Consider the following 16353-nt stretch of genomic DNA (forward strand, 5'->3'; position numbering starts at 1 on the left):
CCGCATCGGTCGCTGTGCGAGCTGACCTGCACCTATAGACTCGGGTGGTTGCGAGACGCGCGCCGGACGGAAGTCCGCGGCGTTCGAGCCGAGTAGAAGAAGGAGCTCATGACCGACACCACGTTGCCGCCGGAGGGGCCGGGGCACGACCGCATCGAGCCCGTCGACATCCAGCAGGAGATGCAGAGCAGCTACATCGATTACGCGATGAGCGTGATCGTGGGCCGCGCCCTGCCCGATGTGCGGGACGGTCTCAAGCCGGTGCACCGCCGCGTCCTGTACGCAATGTACGACAACGGGTTCCGCCCGGACCGCGGCTACGTGAAGTCGGCACGTGCCGTCGCCGAGACGATGGGCAACTACCATCCGCACGGCGATGCCTCGATCTACGACACCCTCGTGCGGCTCGCGCAGCCGTGGTCGATGCGCTACCCGCTCGTCGACGGCCAGGGCAACTTCGGGTCCCGCGGTAACGACGGCGCAGCCGCGATGAGGTACACCGAGTGCCGGCTCACCCCGCTCGCGATGGAGATGCTGCGCGAAATCGACCACGAGACAGTCGATTTCCAGCCGAACTACGACGGCCGCACGCTCGAGCCGGTGGTTCTCCCCAGCCGTATCCCCAACCTGTTGATCAACGGTTCGGGCGGTATCGCGGTCGGCATGGCCACCAACATCCCGCCGCACAACCTCCGTGAGGTGGCCGACGCGATCTACTGGGCGCTCGAGAACTTCGAGGCCGACGAGGAAGCCACCCTGGCGGCCGTCATGGAGCGCATCAAAGGCCCGGACTTCCCGACCGCGGGCCTGATCGTCGGCGGCCAGGGCATCAAGGACGCGTACACCACCGGCCGCGGGTCGGTGCGGATGCGCGGTGTCGTGGAGATCGAGGAGGACGCCCGGGGCAAGACCTCGATCGTCATCACCGAACTGCCGTACCAGGTCAACCCGGACAATTTGATCACCTCGATCGCCGAGCAGGTCCGGGACGGCAAGATCGCCGGCATCTCCGACATCCACGACGAGTCGTCGGACCGTGTGGGCATGCGCATCGTCGTGACCGTCCGCCGGGACGCCGTCGCGAAGGTCGTCCTCAACAACCTCTACAAGCACACGCAGCTGCAGACCGGCTTCGGCTGCAACATGCTCTCGATCGTCGACGGCGTGCCGCGCACCCTGCGGCTCGACCAGATGATCCGGTTGTACGTCACCCACCAGATCGAAGTCATCGTCCGCCGGACCCGGTACCTGCTGCGCAAGGCGGAGGAGCGGGCCCACATCCTGCGCGGTCTCGTGAAGGCGCTCGACGCGCTCGACGAGGTCATCGCGCTGATCCGCGCCTCGGCGACGGTGGAGGACGCACGCACCGGCCTCATCGGACTGCTCGACGTCGACGAGATCCAGGCCGACGCGATCCTGGCGATGCAGCTGCGTCGCCTCGCGGCTCTGGAGCGGCAGAAGATCGTCGACGAACTCGCCGAGATCGAGCGCGAGATCGACAACCTCAAGGACATCCTCGCCAAGCCCGAGCGTCAGCGCGCGATCGTGCGGGACGAGCTGAAGGAGATCGTCGACAAGTACGGCGACGACCGTCGCACCCGCATCGTCGCGGCCGACGGGGACGTCTCCGACGAGGACCTCATCGCCCGCGAGGACGTCGTCGTCACCATCACCGAGACCGGGTACGCCAAGCGCACCAAGACCGACCTGTACCGGTCCCAGAAGCGCGGCGGCAAGGGCGTCAAGGGCGCGGATCTCAAGCAGGACGACATCGTCAAGCACTTCTTCGTGACGTCCACGCACGACTGGCTGCTGTTCTTCACCACCAAGGGCCGGGTGTACCGGGCGAAGGCCTACGAGCTGCCGGAAGCCAACCGCACCGCGCGCGGCCAGCACGTGGCCAACCTGCTGGCCTTCCAGCCGGACGAGCGGATCCAGGGCGTCATCCGGCTCAAGACCTACGAGGACGCCCCCTACCTGGTGCTCGCGACCCGCAACGGCCTGGTCAAGAAGTCGCGGCTGTCGGACTTCGACTCCAATCGGTCCGGCGGCATCGTCGCGATCAACCTGCGCGGCGACGACGAACTGGTCGGTGCGGTGCTGTGCTCGTCGGACGACGATCTGCTGCTGGTCTCCGCCAAGGGACAGTCGATCCGTTTCGTGGCGAGCGACGAGGTGCTGCGGCCGATGGGCCGGGCGACCTCGGGCGTCCAGGGCATGCGGTTCAACGAGGACGACGCCCTGCTCTCGCTGAACGTGGTCCGTGAGGGCACGTACCTGCTGGTCGCGACGTCCGGTGGGTACGCCAAGCGCACTCCGATCGAGGACTACATGGCGCAGGGACGCGGCGGCAAGGGCGTGCTGACCATCCAGTACGACCGCAAGCGTGGCACTCTGGTCGGAGCGCTCATCGTGGACGACGACGACGAGCTGTACGCGATCACCTCGGGCGGTGGCGTCATCCGGACCCCCGCGAAGCAGGTGCGCAAGGCCGGCCGACAGACGAAGGGTGTGCGGTTGATGAACCTGGGGGAGGGGGACACGTTGCTGGCGATCGCACGCAACGCCGACGAGCCCGAGGAGAGCGCCGCACTCGAAGCGAAGGAGTCGTAAGTGAGCACTCCCCAGGGCCCGAACGGCGCCGAGCAGCCGCCGAAGGGGCAGAACGGACGAGAGGTGCCCGGCAAGCCGGCCGGCGGTGCGACGCCGTCGGACGGTGCTGCCCGGAACCCCGGCGCGGGAGCGAATCCCGGCGCGCCGGCCGACGGCACGGCGAAGCCCCAGACGGCGGAGGGCGGGACGTCGCGTCCCGGGCAGCAGCGTCCGGGCGGGCCCCCCACACCGCCGTGGCAGCGGGGGAACCAGCAGGAGACACCGCAGAACGTGCCGCAGACGAACTTGGCCCGACCCGGCCAGGCATCGCCCTCGACCGGACGTCCCGCGGTGCCCACACCGAGCGACACCCCCGGTGACAAGCCCGCTGCGCGCCCCGGGACGGATCCGGCCGGATCGGCGCAGCCGGGCGGGCAGACACCGGGCGGGCAGAAGCAGGGTGGACAGCAGCCGGGCCCGGCGAAGCAGGCGGCGGCACGTTCCGGCGGAAACCCGGCCGGGAACCGGCCCGGCGCCGCGACGCCCCCGACGCGGCCGGTGGTCACCGGCACCGCGGCCGCCTCGATGAACGCGCCCACAGCAGGTGCGGACCGGTCGGCGGCCAAGACGAAGGCCGCCGTCATCGACGGCCCGACGCGGCACATCGAACGCAAGGACCTGGCGAAGGACCTGCCGGACCTGTCCACCGTCAAGCATCCGCTGCCGTCCGCGCCGGCCGAGGAAGCCCCGGCCGCGCAACCGGCCGCCGCAGTCGCGACCGCGGCTCCGGTCGCAGGCGAGCCGTTGCGTGCGACGGTGCAGGTGCGCCGTATCGATCCGTGGTCGATGCTGAAGATCTCCTCGGTGATCTCCGTCTCGTTGTTCTTCGTGTGGATGGTCGCCGTGGGCCTGCTGTACGGCGTGCTCGAAGGCATGGGCGTGTGGGAACGGCTCAACAGCGCGTTCACCGACATGGTGTCCGACACCGGTGGGGGCGGCCTCATCACCGCCGGTCAGGTCTTCGGATACGCGACGGTGATCGGGCTGGTCAATACGATCCTCTTCACCGCCCTGGCCACTCTCGGGGCCTTCATCTACAACCTGTGCACCGACCTCGTCGGGGGCGTGCAGGTGACCCTCGCGGACCCGGACTGAGCTGGGAAAACGAGTCCCCACCGGGCCGATTTTGGACTTCGCGGCTCGGTGGGGTAGTGTTCCAACTCGGTTCGAGGGCCTATAGCTCAGGCGGTTAGAGCGCTTCGCTGATAACGAAGAGGTCGGAGGTTCAAGTCCTCCTAGGCCCACTCCCCGTGCCGAAAGGGCAGCGAGCATGAAGGTTCTTCTCTTTGTGGGAACCGTGGTGCTGGTGACCGTCGGACTCGCCCGGATGTTGCGGAGCGAGGACGAATGGCACGAGGTCACCGCCCGCTGAGGCGGCAGACGGGGCCTTAGCTCAGTTGGTAGAGCGCTGCCTTTGCAAGGCAGATGTCAGGAGTTCGAATCTCCTAGGCTCCACAACGATTCGACGACAGGCCCGGACAGCATCGATGTCCGGGCCTGTCGGCGTCTGCGCTCACTTCTGTTCGGCGAGTTCGTCGAGGACCGCCGAGAGCTGCCGCATCGCGGCCAGCGTGGCGGCCAGGCCTTCCGCACCCCCGGCGTCGGTCAGGCGCCGGGCGAAGGCGGCGTGCGCCGGATCGATCCCGGACACCGCGGCACGGCCCGCCGGGGTCGGCGCGACGAGCTTCGCGCGCCGATGGGCGGGGTTGGGTAGGTACTCGGCGAGGCCGCGCTCGACCAGCAGGTCGGCGATCCGCTGCACGCTCTGACGGGTGATCCCCATCGCCCGGGCGATGCCGGCGACCGGCAGGGGATCGCGCAGCACGGCACCGAGGACCTGCCACCACGCCCCCGTGAGACCCGCCGGGCGGGCCAGCGTCTCGGCGACCTCGAGGAACTGGCCGTTGAGGCGGAACGACGCCAGGGCGAGGTCGCTGAGCAGTTCCTGTTCCGGGCGCGCGCTCATCCGGCCATGAGTTCGTGGAAGCCGGCGGGGTCGCGTCGGCCGTAGAGCTTGAACCAGGACTCGAGGACGTGCGGTTCGAACACCTCCAGGCGTTCGAGGATCGCGCGGGCGAACTCGACCGGGGCCGTGGCACTCGCGGTGATCAGATTTCGATCGGTGACGGCCGGTTCGTCGCGATAGAGGCCGCCGCCGGCGTACCCCAGCCCGGCCAGGAACTCGGCGGCGTTGCTCGTGTGCGCGCGATCGTCGAGGAGGCCGGCGAGGGCGAGTCCGCCCGTGGCCCCGCAGATCGCGGCCACCGGAACACCGGCCTCGAGGAAGTCGCGCGCCCGGTCGGCGAAGGGGCTGAACTGCTCGGTGTTCCAGATGTCGTTGCCCGCCAGGATCAGCATCGCGCTGTTGTCGGGCCGCACCTCGTCCAGGGTGGTATCGGGGAGGATGCGGATTCCGCCCATGGTGGTGACAGGTTCGCGCGTGGTGCCGACGGTGGCGACGGTGTAGCGGCCGGGGTGCTTGTGCCAGAGCGGCTTGTTGATGTGGGCGATCGCATGCCCGACCTCCCAGTCGGCGAGGGTGTCGTACACGGCGACATGCACTGTCTCAGTCATGACAATATACTGTCGATTTGACAGTTTGTTGTCAATGCGCGGCTCCTGGTTTCACGTGAAACGACGCGCCGCGAATGCTGCCGCGGTCGGGTTCTTCACGATGCGGGCCGAACTGCCGGAGTATCGCTTGTGAGAGTTGTTACTACTCTCCGTAGTAACGGGCGCGTATCCTGGCTGCATGTCTGCCGAGGAGGATGTCGTCGCGCGCGTACGCGGTGCCTTCGTCGGCGGTATGTCGGGGGCGGTGAGCGTCGCCGCCCATGCCCTCGCCGGTGGTTCCGTGCCGGGGCAGGCGCCGGCGGTACTGCTGCTCGCGGCCGCCGTGACGGTGGGCCTGCTTGCCGCGGGCACTCGCGTGCCGATCGTCGGCGTGCTCGCCGCCGGTCAGGTGATCGGCCACGGCGCCCTCTCCCTCGATGCGGGACACCTCCACGTCCCCGGCCCGGGCATGCTTGCCGCGCACGCCGGGGCGATCGTGGTCGCGGCGTTGCTCGTCCGCGGTGCCGAACACGGTTGCCGGGTCGGGCTGGCCGCCCTCGTCCGCGCGGTACCCGCCTCGTTCGCGCCGGCGCCCGTCGCCGTCCCCACGTGGACCCCGGTCGCCCACCGACCCCGGCTCCGCCGGGGCCTGCTCGTCGCCGCCGGTCTCGGCACTCGCGGCCCTCCCGTCACGGTCTGAACCCATCCTTCTCGGTCGCCGCGCCCCTGCGGTGACCGCGCGCACCCGTGCGCATTCGGACCGATTTCGGAGAATCCCCATGAAGAAGACTCTGTTCCTCGCTGCCGCCGCGGCCGCGACCCTGTTTGCCGCCGGATGCTCGTCCGACGAGCCCGCCGCCGCGTCCGCGGACTCGCTCACCGTCTCCTCGGCGTGGGCGAAGACCGCCGAATCCGGCATGACCGGCGCATTCGCCGAGCTCGAGAACACCGGCGACACCGACATCCACATCGTCTCCGCTGCCAGCCCCAGCTCGGCCCGGACCGAGATCCACGAGATGGCGGCCGGCGACGGCGGCGCCATGGTGATGCGCGAGAAGGCGGACGGACTGGTCATCCCCGCGCACAGCACCCACTCGCTCGCCCCCGGCAAAGACCACCTGATGCTCATGGATCTCGTGGAGCCGGTCCTGCCCGGCACCGAAGTGACCTTCGAGCTGACCTTCGAGGACGGCTCGACGACCGAGTTCACCGCACAGGTCCGCGACTTCTCCGGCGCGCAGGAGAACTACCAGCCGAGCGCGGACGCGGGGGCGAACCACGGTGGCTGAGCTGAGCCGGCGGCGTCTCCTCGGTGGCGGCGCCGCCGTCCTGGGCGTCGCCGGCATCGGCGCGGCCGGCGTCGGGACGGGTCTCGGGTACGCCGCCACGCGGGAGCCCGAACCTACCGGTGGGCGCACGGTTGCCTTCCACGGCGTGCACCAGGCCGGCATCGACACCGAGCCGCAGGCCTTCGCCGCCTTCGTCGCCCTGGATCTGCGTCCGGGACTCGACCGTCGCGCGCTGGTCGGGATCATGAAGGTGTGGGCCGAGGACGGTCGCCGGCTGGCCGGGGGCAGTCCTGCCCTCGGCGACACCGAGCCCGAACTAGCCCTCGATCCCGCCCGGCTGACCGTGACGGTCGGCTTCGGTCCTGCCGTGTTCGATGTGGCCGGTCTCGCGGCGCAGCGACCCGAGTGGTTGCGGCCGTTGCCGGCGTTCTCGATCGATCGCCTCGAGGAACGCTGGTCGGGCGGTGATCTGCTGCTGCAGGTAGGTGCCGACGACCCGGTCACCGTCTCGCACGCGACTCGCACGCTCTCCAAGAGCGTGCGATCGCTGGCCACCGTGCGCTGGACCCAGCGCGGATTCCGCAACGCGGTGGGCACCAAGCCCACCGGCACCACGATGCGCAATCTCATGGGTCAGGTCGACGGCACCGTCAACCCGGCTGCGGGAAGCACCGACTTCGACCGGCAGGTGTGGAATCCCGGTACCCCGGCCTGGTTGGCCGGGGGCACGTCCCTGGTGTTGCGGCGAATCCGTATGGAACTCGACACGTGGGACGAACTCGACCGGCCGGCCCGGGAACTCGCGGTGGGCCGGGACCTGGCCGCCGGGGCGCCGCTGACCGGCAGCCGGGAGCACGACGATCCGGACTTCGCCGCCACCGACGTCCACGGCATTCCGGTGATCCCTCCGGAATCGCACGTCGCCCGGGCGCGGCCCCGGAACGCGAACGAGCAGTTCCTGCGCCGCGGCTACAACTACGACGATCCGGACGGTGCCGGACTGTTGTTCGCGGCGTACCAGGCCGACGTGGACGCGCAGTTCGTCCCGGTGCAGCAGCGGCTCGCCGAGCACGACGCGCTGAACCCGTGGATCACCCCGGTCGGGTCGGCGGTGTTCGCCGTCCCACCCGGATTCGGTCCCGGCGGATACCCGGGCGACACCCTGTTCGAGGGCTGACGGGCCGCGCCCCCGGCCGGGATCCGTGTGGAATCCCGGCCGGGGGAACCGCCGTACCTACAGTTTGTATGGTTCCCGTCACACCCCAGGGAAATAGGGCTACCGTCAGGACACGCGTCCATCCGCGTCGAGGAAAGGCGGCACGCTCATGACCACTGCACTGCCGGAACGTCAGGGCTTCGGGACCCTGCGCGCGGGGGGTCTGCACTGGGACGCCTTCCCTCTGCGGCTGTTCGCGAAGGGCAACGCGAAGTTCTGGGATCCGCTCGATCTGGACTTCAGCCGCGAGGCCGCCGACTGGAACGAACTCAACAGCGAACAGCACCGCAGCGCCACCTACCTCGTCGCGCAGTTCGTGGCCGGTGAGGAGGCCGTCACCCAGGACATCCAGCCGTTCCTGCGGGCGATGGCCGCCGAGGGCCGTCTCGGCGACGAGATGTACCTGACCCAGTTCTGCTTCGAGGAGGCCAAGCACACCCAGGTCTTCCGGCTGTGGATGGACGAGGTGGGCCTGACCGCGGACCTGCACCCCTACGTCGCGGACAACCCGTACTACCGGCAGCTGTTCTACGAGGAGCTGCCCCACTCGCTGCGCGTCCTCGAGACCGACCCGAGCCCCGCCAACCAGGTCCGCGCCAGCGTCACCTACAACCACGTCATCGAGGGCAGCCTCGCCCTCACCGGGTACTACGCTTGGCAGAAGGTGTGCACGAAACGCGGAATCCTGCCCGGGATGCAGGAACTCGTGCGCCGGATCGGCGACGACGAACGCCGGCACATGGCATGGGGAACGTTCACGTGCCGCCGCCACGTCGCCGCCGTCGACTCGAACTGGGATGTCGTGCAGCAACGCATGGGAGAGTTGCTGCCGCTCGCGCTCGGCATGATCCAGTGGGTCAACGACCAGTTCGAGGAACAACCCTTCGGTCTCGATCCCGACGAGTTCGTCTCCTACGCCGCCGACCGCGCCCAGCGACGGCTCGGGGCCATCGAATCCGCCCGCGGCCGGCCCGTCGAGGAGATCGATCTCGACTACAGCCCGGAAGTGCTCGAGGACAAGTTCGGTGCGGAGGATGCCGCGGAGCTGACCAGCCTCGCGGGGAACTGAACCGGGCGGTCAGAGCAGCGCGACGACCGCGAAGACCAGCAACAGGACCACCGCGACCACCGCTCCGATCGCCGAGTAGTTGCGGCTCGGCGGCGTCGCGGTGGTGGTGAGCGTCGTGCCCGCGGTGTCGTCGGCGTCGCTGTCCTCGGGCCGGGCGCCGCCGGATCGCACGTCGGCGGCGGTCGTCGCGGGAACAGGTGCGGGGCTCGCGGGTGCGCCCGCTGCCCGGTCTCGTTCCGCCGCCGCTTCGGCCCGGGCACGTTCGGCCGCTTCGAGTTCACGGATACGCGGAATGCCACCGGTGAGAACGTCGGTGACGTCGTACGACGGGGGCAGGCCGATCCGCGCCTTGACCACGCGCGCGGGTGTGAAACCGGCCGCGAGGATGGCGGCACCGAGGGCGGCGGTCTGCTCGGGACCGGGTCCGACGAGGGTGCGTACCCCGAGTTTCGCGGCGAGGCTGTCCGCGATGGACTGCACGTGCGAGCGGTCGCGCGCGACGAACCCGTCACCCATCACCACGACGGCGTCGAGGTTGTGCGAAAGCCAGCCGAAGGCGCCGAGGGCGGTGGCCAGCTGGGCCGCGGGGGACGGGGCGCTCTTGGCGCCGAACCGGAACGCCTTGCCGGCCGAGACGCCGGACCGCACGAGGTTGACGGTCGAGCCGCCGTCGTCGACGTGGAAGATGCCGACGAGCTGTCCCGGAGTTTCCGAGATCTCCGAGGCGTACCACGTCGCGGCCGCCTCGGCGTCCGAGACGAGGGCGATGTGCCGCAGATCCGCATAGTCGAGCGCGGCCCGCAGTGCGGCCACGGTGGGCTGGTCCCACCGTGACGGGTAGGTGGCGGTGACACTCGGCAGGCCGCCGTCGGGCCCGCTGTCCGGTGGCAGGGGGTGGCATTCGTGCAGCAGGCAGGCGATCGCCGTGGCCATCGAGTCCTCGGCTCGGTAGATGCGTCCGTCACTGGCGGTGACGCCGGCGGGATCGCCGACCCGGCCGAGGAATCCCGACAGGTAGCGGGCCTCACCGGCAGGATGCGGGGCGCCGCCGAGGACGGTGGTGCCGTCGGAATCGATGTGCAGGACGGTGTCCCGGGCTATGACCACGGGATCGGGACTGCCGGGGTCGTTGGAAGCGAGGACCGCGGTGGACACCACGCTCCCGATCCGGAGACCGACTCCCACAGCCATGTCAAACCTCCTGTAGACAACGATCGGCGTACATCTTGCTACCGACTCGGCCACAGCCGGGGAAGCCGCGCCGTAGCACCGCGCGGGAGATTGCCGTGACCACTAGGATTCGCGCGCCGCATCGGCACAGCCCGTGCGCGTCGCCGGGCCCGAGGCGTGCAGTCGTGGGCGGATGTCCGCGTACCCGGTGCCGTCAGGTTCTCGGCCGGATCGTCCGCCGGGGCGGGAACGCCTGCCGGGCATGGGTCAGCAGGAACAGGCTGATCACGGCCACCCACGCCGGGAAGACGAGGGTGAGCCACAGCGCCTCCGTCACCGCGAACAGCAGGATCAGGGCGATCAGGTAGGTGGGGGCGACCAGCCATCGTGGCATCAGCCCGGTGCGCATCCAGATGGTGCCCAGCGAGATCATGAAGACCGCAGCCATACGGATCGAGTAGACATTGCTGATCTGCAGGATCAGCGCATGCGCGAACGCGGCCGACTCCTGGGCGGGGACGGCCTCCGCCTGGTCCGTCAGGAGCAGGCCGCCGGCACTGGCCATCGTGACGAGGATGAGCGCCAGGAACAACAGACCACTGCCGACGAAGACCGTCGAGAAGAACTGGTCCTCGAGGTCGCCCAGCCGATGCCGGAGCACACCGATGAACCACAGGAACGCGATGCAGGCGAACTGGGACAGCGTCAGCGCGACGGTGAGCCGTGAGCGGCCGGCCTCCAGCCACTCGGTCGTGCCGAAGGGATCCGCCGGGATCGCCTGACGGACCAGGACGATGCTCGCCGTGAACAGGACCGCGAACACGATCCCGACGGCGGCGGTGTGCGGGGTGGTCAGCCGGTGCAGGTGCGGCTCGCTGCGCTCCGCGGTCATGCTCGGATTGTCCTCGACCAGCGGTGATGCGGTGGCACGAACGACGGATCGTGACCTCGAGTGCGGGTCACAAGAGGCGGACAGCGCACTTACGCGTCGGTAAGTTAGCTGTTACAGTGCGTACCGCCTGTGTCGTCCGACACACAGGCACCGACCTGTGAAGGGACCGTGGGATGGGGATACGGATGGGGCGCGCCAGAAGATGGACCGGCGCCGCGGTAGCGACCGCGGCGCTGACGGGAACGATGCTCGCGATGCCGGCGACGGCGAGCGCGGACGCGTCCTTCTACGATCCTCCGTTCGATCTGGCCGGCACCTCCGGCGCCGTACTCCGTAGCGGGCCGTCCGATCTCGCCGTCCGCGTCCCGACGCCGCAGGGCGTGTTCCCGGCACAGGGCACCCGGCTGCTCTACCGCAGCCTCGACGCGAATGGCGAGCCCAACGCCGTCGGCGGCACCTACCTCGAGCCGTCGCTGCCCTGGAACGGTCCCGGCCCGCGGCCGCTCGTCGCGATCGCGCCGGGCACCCAGGGGCAGGGCGACCAGTGTGCGCCGTCCAAGCAGTTGAACTCGATCGTCTCCTACACCCCGCCGCTCGACCTGTTCACCGAGTACGAACTGCTGTCGATCAACACCATGCTGCTGCAGGGCATCGCCGTCGTCGTCACCGACTACGACGGTCTCGGCACGCCGGGCCACCACACCTACGTCAACCGGCTGGCCGAGGCGCACGCGGTGCTCGACGCGGTCCGGGCGGCCCAGAGCCTGCCCGCCGCGTCCGTCACCCCCGACGGGCCGGTCGGCCTGTGGGGGTACTCCCAAGGCGGTGGCGCCGTGTCGGCGGCCGCCGAACTGCAGCCGACCTACGCACCCGAGTTGAACCTGGTGGGTGTCTATGCCGGTGCGCCGCCCGCGGACCTCGAGGCCACGCTGAACCAGGTCGACGGGACGGCGCTGACCGGCGTGATCGGCTACACGATCAACGGCCTCGGTGAGGCCTACCCAGAGCTCCGGGATCTCATCGATGCCGAGATCAACGACCGGGGACGCGAGATGCTGCAGTCGGTGGCGAACCAGTGCGCCCCGGAGACGATCTTCCGCTACGGCTTCCAGCGCACGAACGACTACACCCGCACGGGCGAGCCGCTGAGCGCCGTCGTCGATCGGTTGCCGGAGGCGAAGGAAGCCATCGCCGCGCAGCGGATCGGACGTCTGCAGCCGTCGGCGCCGGTGCTCGTGCAGCACGGAACGATGGACGACATCGTGCCGTTCGGTCAGGGTCGCCGGCTCGCGACGGACTGGTGCGCCCTCGGCGCCACCGTCCAGTTCTCCACGAACACCACCCCGCCCATCCTGCCGGGCCTGGCCGTCAATCACGCGCTGCCGCTGGTCGCCGGCATGCCCGAAGCGGTCGCCTACCTGAACGACCGGTTCGCCGGGCGGCCCGCACCGTCCAACTGCGGCGCCTTCTGATCGACGGCGGCGTGGGATCCACGGACAGGACGGTCAGCCGCGACAGCGATTGCTGTCGCGGCTGACCAGAGCGCGCGCCGCCGCCGGGCCGTTCACACCACCGGATGGTCGGCGCCGAGGAATCTGCGGGCGAGGTTCTGCTCCACCGACGGCCCGGGCGACCATTCGGCGATCCATGGGCCCGTGCCCTCGCTGGGATCGATCACGCCCTTCTCCAGCCAGGTGTAGCGGCCGTCGAGGACGTCGGCCGTGAGTTGCCGGTCGGCATCGTCGGTGTGCGTCCACAACGCGGCGAACAGCGAGTCCACGCGGAGCTTCGCCTGGAGACAGTAGACGTCGGCGAGTTCGTAGGCCGCATCCGTCTCGGGGTGACCGTCGGTGTGGTACATCTGCGCCCGTACGCAACTTGCCGACATCGCGAACAGTTCCGCGCCGATATCGACGAGCCGCCCCAGGAAATTCTGCCGCTTCTCCAGACCACCCTGCCACCGGGCCATGCCGTAGAACGTGGACCGAGCGAGCTTGCGCGAACACCGCTCCACGTAGCGCAGATGGTGTGCCAGGGGACCGAATTCGCCGTACGAGGTGGGCAGCTGGCCCTTGCCCGCCACCAACTGGGGCAGCCACTTGGCGTAGAAGCCGCTCGCCTTGGCGGCGGCCCGGGCCTTCGTGTCCAGAGTGGCTTTCGGATCGGCCAACTCACCCGCCACCCGCAGATGGGCATCCACGGCTTCGCGGGCGACGAAGAGCCGCATGATCTCGCTCGAGCCCTCGAAGATCCGGTTGATCCGCAAGTCCCGCAGGAGCTGTTCGGCGGGTACCATCCGCTCCCCCCGGGCCGCGAGCGACGCCGCCGTCTCGTAGCCGCGTCCCCCTCGGATCTGCATCAACTCGTCGGCGATCTCGCAGGCCACCTCGCTCGACCACAGCTTGGCGAGAGCCGCCTCGATGCGGATGTCGTTGCGGTCCTCGTCGCACATCTGGCCGGTCAGTTCCACCACGGCCTCGAGGGCGAACGTGGTGGCCGCGATATATCCGATCTTGCCGGCAATCGCATCGTGCCGACCCACCGGGCGACCCCACTGGACGCGGGCGCCGGACCATTCCCGGGCGATCTTGAGCGCCCACTTGCCGGCACCGGCACACATCGACGGGATCGCGAGCCGGCCCGCGTTGAGGGTGGTCAGGGCGATCTTCAGGCCGTCGCCCTCGCGGCCGATGAGATTCTCCTTCGGCACCCGCACCTTGTACAGCCGGGTGAGGCCGTTCTCGATCCCCTTCAGGCCCAGGAACGAGTTGCGGCGTTCGACGGTGATGCCCGGGGTGTTCGCTTCGACGACGAACGCCGAGATGCCACCGCGGTGGCCCTCGCTGCGCGGCACCCGCGCCATCACCACCAGCAGTTCGGCGACCACTCCGTTGGTGGTCCACAGTTTCAAGCCGTCGAGTTCGTACGCGTCGCCGTTCTCCACCGGCACCGCCGTCGAGGCGAGACGGGCGGGATCGGAACCCACGTCGGGCTCGGTCAGCAGGAAGGCCGAGATCGCCCCCCGCGCACACCGCGGGAGGAAAGCGCGCTTCTGTTCGGGTGTCCCGGCCAACTTCAAGGGTTCGGGCACTCCGATGGACTGATGCGCCGACAACAGGACGCCGAGGCTCGGGTGGGCGCTGGCCACGAGCATCAGCGCGCGGTTGTAGGCCACCTGCGACAGTCCCAGGCCGCCGTACTCCTGGGAGATCTTCATGCCGAAGCAGCCGAGCTCGGCCAATCCGGCGACGTATTCGTCGGGAATCCGGGCCTCGCGCTCGATGCGGCTGCCGTCCACACCCTCGCAGAAGCGGCGAAGCTCTGCCAGGAACCCTTCGGTCCGGGCCTCCTCGTCGGGAGTGGGCCGCGGGAACGGATGGATGAGGTCGAGGGTCAGACGTCCGAGAAACAACTCCTTTGCGAACGACGGCTTGTGCCAGCTGGTCTCGCGGGATTCCTCTGCGAGAGCGCGCGACTGTTCCTCGCTGGCGTGTATCTGTTGTGCCATGTGATGCCTCCCCGATAGGACTGCTACCGGCGAGTATCCACCTGTTAAGTGATGTACATCACTTGATTCGGCGGATCGGTACCCATGAGTAACCAAGGGCACGGGTGTGGGGCGGATCATGGCGCCGGGGGCCTGCCGTCGCGACAGAGCCCCCGCCCGTGTCCGTACGCTGGAGTGGTCACTGACGACGCACCCGAGCACCTCCACCTTCCCGCCCGCGCGGACCACCGCTGGAGGCCGACATGGAATTTCTTGCGTCCGTACCTGTCGTACTACTGCTGACCGTCCTGATCTACGTTGTCGCCGGCCGCATCGTCGACCTGGAACTACGCGTCATCGAACGCCGACTTCTCGAAGAAGGGCAGGCCGCGCACGACGCGACCTGCCCCGGATCCGACTCCGTCCCGTGATCCCGGGCGGACCTCAGTTCTGCTTCTTCGGTCCCCCGGCAGGACCGCTCGGCGGCTGCGGCTTCGCGGAGGTTCCCTTGCCACCGGCAGCCGCGTTCTTCGACGCGGGGGTCGGCTTGCGAGCCGGTTCCTCCTTGGCCGCGTGCTTCCCGGTCGGGGCCGCATCGGCCGTGCCCTTCGGTGCCGCGTCTGTGCTCTTCGACGCCGTGTCGGCCGCCGGGGCCGGCTTCGGGGCCGGTGTGGGCTTCGGGGCCACAGCCTCGGGTGTCGCGGTCGGCTCGGGCTTCGCCTGTGCTGCGGCTGCCGGCTTCGGTGCTGCAGTCTCGGGCTTCGGTGCTGCGGCTTCGGGCTTCGGTGCTGCGGCTTCGGGTGTCGCGGCGGGCGCGGGCTTCGCGTTTGTCGTGGCCGCCGGTTTCGGTGCGGGTGCTTCGGCCTTCGGTGCTTCGGCCTTCGGTGCGGCAGCCTCGGGCGCTGCGACCGGCGCGGGCGGAGTCGACTCGATCCGCGGCGGTTCCGGCGCGACGGGCGGGTGATCCCCGAGCCGGCTGCGGTAGAACACCACTCCGCCCGCGGCGACGACGCCGAGCGCGCCGACCGTCACCAGGAGCTTGCGGCCCCGTCCCCGGGAACCGGACTCGATCGTCGCTGCGGCCTGTGCGCGGCGGCACTCTCGGTTGCCGGCCATGTTCCGGGCGACGTCGAGACCCTTTCGGGCGACGAACAGGCCGGTGACGAGCGGCCCCCGCGCCAGGGCCGTCGCGCCTTGACCTGCAAGCTTCAGGTAGCCACCGGCACCCTTGGATTCCTTCGGGGGGCACACGAGTTCGCTACCGGTGCCGGACCCGCTCTTGGTTCTGGACTCGCTCACACTCGTCATGTACCCACTTTTGCACAGCGAACCCCCGCGTCCGTGCACAGAGGACGCTCGCGTCCGTGCACAGAGGACGCTCGCGTCCGTGCACAGAGGACGCTCGCGTCCGTGCACAGAGGACGCTCGCGTCCGGGTTCGCGAGACGGACCGCTCCGGTGTCGCAGACCCGGATGGCACGATGGAGGGGTGACTTCACCTCAAAAGACTGCAACCGCGACTCTGCACACCAACCGCGGCGACATCGTGATCGAGCTCTTCGGCAACCATGCCCCGAAGACCGTCGAGAACTTCGTCGGCCTCGCGAACGGCACCAAGGAGTACAAGACCGAGAACGCCAAGGGCGAGACCAGCGGCCCGTTCTACGACGGTGCGGTCTTCCACCGCGTCATCGACGGCTTCATGATCCAGGGCGGCGACCCGACCGGCACCGGCCGCGGCGGCCCGGGTTACCAGTTCGGCGACGAATTCCATCCCGAGCTGCAGTTCGACCGCGGCTACCTGCTCGCCATGGCCAATGCCGGACCGGGCACCAACGGTTCGCAGTTCTTCATCACCGTCGGGCCGACCCCGCACCTGAACCGGCGCCACACGATCTTCGGTGAGGTCACCGACGAGGCGTCGAAGAAGGTCGTCGACGCGATCGCCACGACGGCGACGGACCGTGCGGACCGCCCGGTCGAGCCGGTCGTCATCGACAGCATCACCATTTCCTGAGAGAGACCG

The 16353-nt window shown here is 69.4% G+C and carries 15 protein-coding genes and 2 tRNA genes; 11 read left to right on the forward strand and 6 right to left on the reverse strand.

Translation table 11 applies throughout. The features are described 5' to 3' along the window. Positions 1-108 precede the first annotated feature (108 nt). The 4 genes from gyrA (at position 109) to AC2IPW_RS00090 (ending at position 4107) form a co-directional block, all read left to right on the forward strand. Complete coding sequence (gyrA, locus tag AC2IPW_RS00075; RefSeq protein ID WP_450120688.1) at positions 109-2613, forward strand: DNA gyrase subunit A; 2505 nt, start codon at positions 109-111, stop codon at positions 2611-2613. After that, the gene (locus AC2IPW_RS00080) at positions 2614-3747 is read left to right on the forward strand and encodes a DUF3566 domain-containing protein (RefSeq protein ID WP_450120687.1); all 1134 of its coding nucleotides are present in this window, start codon (positions 2614-2616) and stop codon (positions 3745-3747) included. Positions 3748-3822: 75 nt separating this feature from the next. Further along, positions 3823-3896, forward strand: a tRNA-Ile gene (locus AC2IPW_RS00085). 138 nt (positions 3897-4034) lie between these two features. Next, a tRNA-Ala gene (locus AC2IPW_RS00090) sits at positions 4035-4107 on the forward strand. Positions 4108-4165: 58 nt separating this feature from the next. Here the strand turns inward: AC2IPW_RS00090 and AC2IPW_RS00095 are convergent. Together AC2IPW_RS00095 and AC2IPW_RS00100 are read right to left on the reverse strand one after the other, a co-directional pair. Further along, the gene (locus tag AC2IPW_RS00095; protein WP_486375972.1) at positions 4166-4618 is read right to left on the reverse strand and encodes a MarR family winged helix-turn-helix transcriptional regulator; all 453 of its coding nucleotides are present in this window, start codon (positions 4616-4618) and stop codon (positions 4166-4168) included. After that, entirely contained in the window at positions 4615-5226 is a 612-nt protein-coding gene (locus AC2IPW_RS00100) for a DJ-1/PfpI family protein (protein ID WP_486375973.1), read from the reverse strand. Before AC2IPW_RS00100 ends, AC2IPW_RS00095 begins: the two co-directional genes overlap by 4 nt. 178 nt (positions 5227-5404) lie before the next feature. Here AC2IPW_RS00100 and AC2IPW_RS00105 point away from each other — a divergent pair, with 178 nt between their 5' ends. From AC2IPW_RS00105 to AC2IPW_RS00120, 4 genes are all read left to right on the forward strand, one after another. Then, positions 5405-5905 carry a hypothetical protein gene (locus AC2IPW_RS00105; protein ID WP_486375974.1) on the forward strand — a complete coding sequence of 167 codons (501 nt, stop codon included), beginning with the start codon at positions 5405-5407 and terminating at the stop codon, positions 5903-5905. 79 nt (positions 5906-5984) lie between these two features. Beyond that, positions 5985-6494: a copper chaperone PCu(A)C gene (locus AC2IPW_RS00110; RefSeq protein WP_486375975.1), complete on the forward strand. Its 510-nt coding sequence runs from the start codon at positions 5985-5987 to the stop codon at positions 6492-6494. Beyond that, the gene (locus AC2IPW_RS00115; RefSeq protein WP_486375976.1) at positions 6487-7671 is read left to right on the forward strand and encodes a Dyp-type peroxidase; all 1185 of its coding nucleotides are present in this window, start codon (positions 6487-6489) and stop codon (positions 7669-7671) included. The genes AC2IPW_RS00110 and AC2IPW_RS00115 overlap by 8 nt, the downstream gene beginning before the upstream one ends. Before the next feature lie 148 nt (positions 7672-7819). Beyond that, on the forward strand, positions 7820-8779 hold the full coding sequence (locus tag AC2IPW_RS00120) for a R2-like ligand-binding oxidase (RefSeq protein ID WP_486375977.1): 960 nt from the start codon (positions 7820-7822) through the stop codon (positions 8777-8779). A gap of 9 nt (positions 8780-8788) precedes the next feature. Here the strand turns inward: AC2IPW_RS00120 and AC2IPW_RS00125 are convergent, their stop codons facing one another. After that, positions 8789-9970: a DUF7159 family protein gene (locus AC2IPW_RS00125; protein WP_003936624.1), complete on the reverse strand. Its 1182-nt coding sequence runs from the start codon at positions 9968-9970 to the stop codon at positions 8789-8791. 193 nt (positions 9971-10163) lie between these two features. After that, on the reverse strand, positions 10164-10841 hold the full coding sequence (locus AC2IPW_RS00130; RefSeq protein ID WP_486375978.1) for a hypothetical protein: 678 nt from the start codon (positions 10839-10841) through the stop codon (positions 10164-10166). Positions 10842-11026: 185 nt separating this feature from the next. Here AC2IPW_RS00130 and AC2IPW_RS00135 point away from each other — a divergent pair, with 185 nt between their 5' ends. After that, positions 11027-12313 carry a lipase family protein gene (locus AC2IPW_RS00135; protein WP_486377066.1) on the forward strand — a complete coding sequence of 429 codons (1287 nt, stop codon included), beginning with the start codon at positions 11027-11029 and terminating at the stop codon, positions 12311-12313. A gap of 92 nt (positions 12314-12405) precedes the next feature. On the opposite strand, the gene AC2IPW_RS00140 is transcribed toward AC2IPW_RS00135, so the two are convergent. Further along, complete coding sequence (locus tag AC2IPW_RS00140; RefSeq protein WP_450120484.1) at positions 12406-14349, reverse strand: acyl-CoA dehydrogenase family protein; 1944 nt, start codon at positions 14347-14349, stop codon at positions 12406-12408. Positions 14350-14591: 242 nt separating this feature from the next. On the opposite strand from AC2IPW_RS00140, the gene AC2IPW_RS00145 reads away from it, so the two are divergent. Then, positions 14592-14759, forward strand: a complete 168-nt coding sequence (locus AC2IPW_RS00145; RefSeq protein WP_450120485.1) for a hypothetical protein — start codon at positions 14592-14594, stop codon at positions 14757-14759. Positions 14760-14772: 13 nt separating this feature from the next. On the opposite strand, the gene AC2IPW_RS00150 is transcribed toward AC2IPW_RS00145, so the two are convergent. After that, positions 14773-15636 carry an alginate biosynthesis protein AlgP gene (locus tag AC2IPW_RS00150; RefSeq protein ID WP_486375979.1) on the reverse strand — a complete coding sequence of 288 codons (864 nt, stop codon included), beginning with the start codon at positions 15634-15636 and terminating at the stop codon, positions 14773-14775. A gap of 180 nt (positions 15637-15816) precedes the next feature. Between AC2IPW_RS00150 and AC2IPW_RS00155 the strand changes: the two genes are divergently transcribed. Next, on the forward strand, positions 15817-16344 hold the full coding sequence (locus tag AC2IPW_RS00155) for a peptidylprolyl isomerase (protein ID WP_054370860.1): 528 nt from the start codon (positions 15817-15819) through the stop codon (positions 16342-16344). The last annotated feature ends 9 nt before the right edge of the window (positions 16345-16353 follow it).

Source organism: Rhodococcus sp. NS-SX18, from assembly GCF_057367935.1.

Bases quoted from the DNA above. Each gene is read 5' to 3' on its own strand.
- AC2IPW_RS00135 (WP_486377066.1), top strand. From the start codon at position 11,027: ATGGGGCGCGCCAGAAGATGGACCGGCGCCGCGGTAGCGACCGCGGCG.
- AC2IPW_RS00110 (WP_486375975.1), top strand. From the start codon at position 5,985: ATGAAGAAGACTCTGTTCCTCGCTGCCGCCGCGGCCGCGACCCTGTTT.
- AC2IPW_RS00145 (WP_450120485.1), top strand. From the start codon at position 14,592: ATGGAATTTCTTGCGTCCGTACCTGTCGTACTACTGCTGACCGTCCTG.
- AC2IPW_RS00150 (WP_486375979.1), bottom strand. From the start codon at position 15,636: ATGACGAGTGTGAGCGAGTCCAGAACCAAGAGCGGGTCCGGCACCGGT.
- AC2IPW_RS00140 (WP_450120484.1), bottom strand. From the start codon at position 14,349: ATGGCACAACAGATACACGCCAGCGAGGAACAGTCGCGCGCTCTCGCA.
- AC2IPW_RS00100 (WP_486375973.1), bottom strand. From the start codon at position 5,226: ATGACTGAGACAGTGCATGTCGCCGTGTACGACACCCTCGCCGACTGG.
- AC2IPW_RS00125 (WP_003936624.1), bottom strand. From the start codon at position 9,970: ATGGCTGTGGGAGTCGGTCTCCGGATCGGGAGCGTGGTGTCCACCGCG.
- AC2IPW_RS00120 (WP_486375977.1), top strand. From the start codon at position 7,820: ATGACCACTGCACTGCCGGAACGTCAGGGCTTCGGGACCCTGCGCGCG.
- AC2IPW_RS00105 (WP_486375974.1), top strand. From the start codon at position 5,405: ATGTCTGCCGAGGAGGATGTCGTCGCGCGCGTACGCGGTGCCTTCGTC.
- gyrA (WP_450120688.1), top strand. From the start codon at position 109: ATGACCGACACCACGTTGCCGCCGGAGGGGCCGGGGCACGACCGCATC.
- AC2IPW_RS00095 (WP_486375972.1), bottom strand. From the start codon at position 4,618: ATGAGCGCGCGCCCGGAACAGGAACTGCTCAGCGACCTCGCCCTGGCG.
- AC2IPW_RS00130 (WP_486375978.1), bottom strand. From the start codon at position 10,841: ATGACCGCGGAGCGCAGCGAGCCGCACCTGCACCGGCTGACCACCCCG.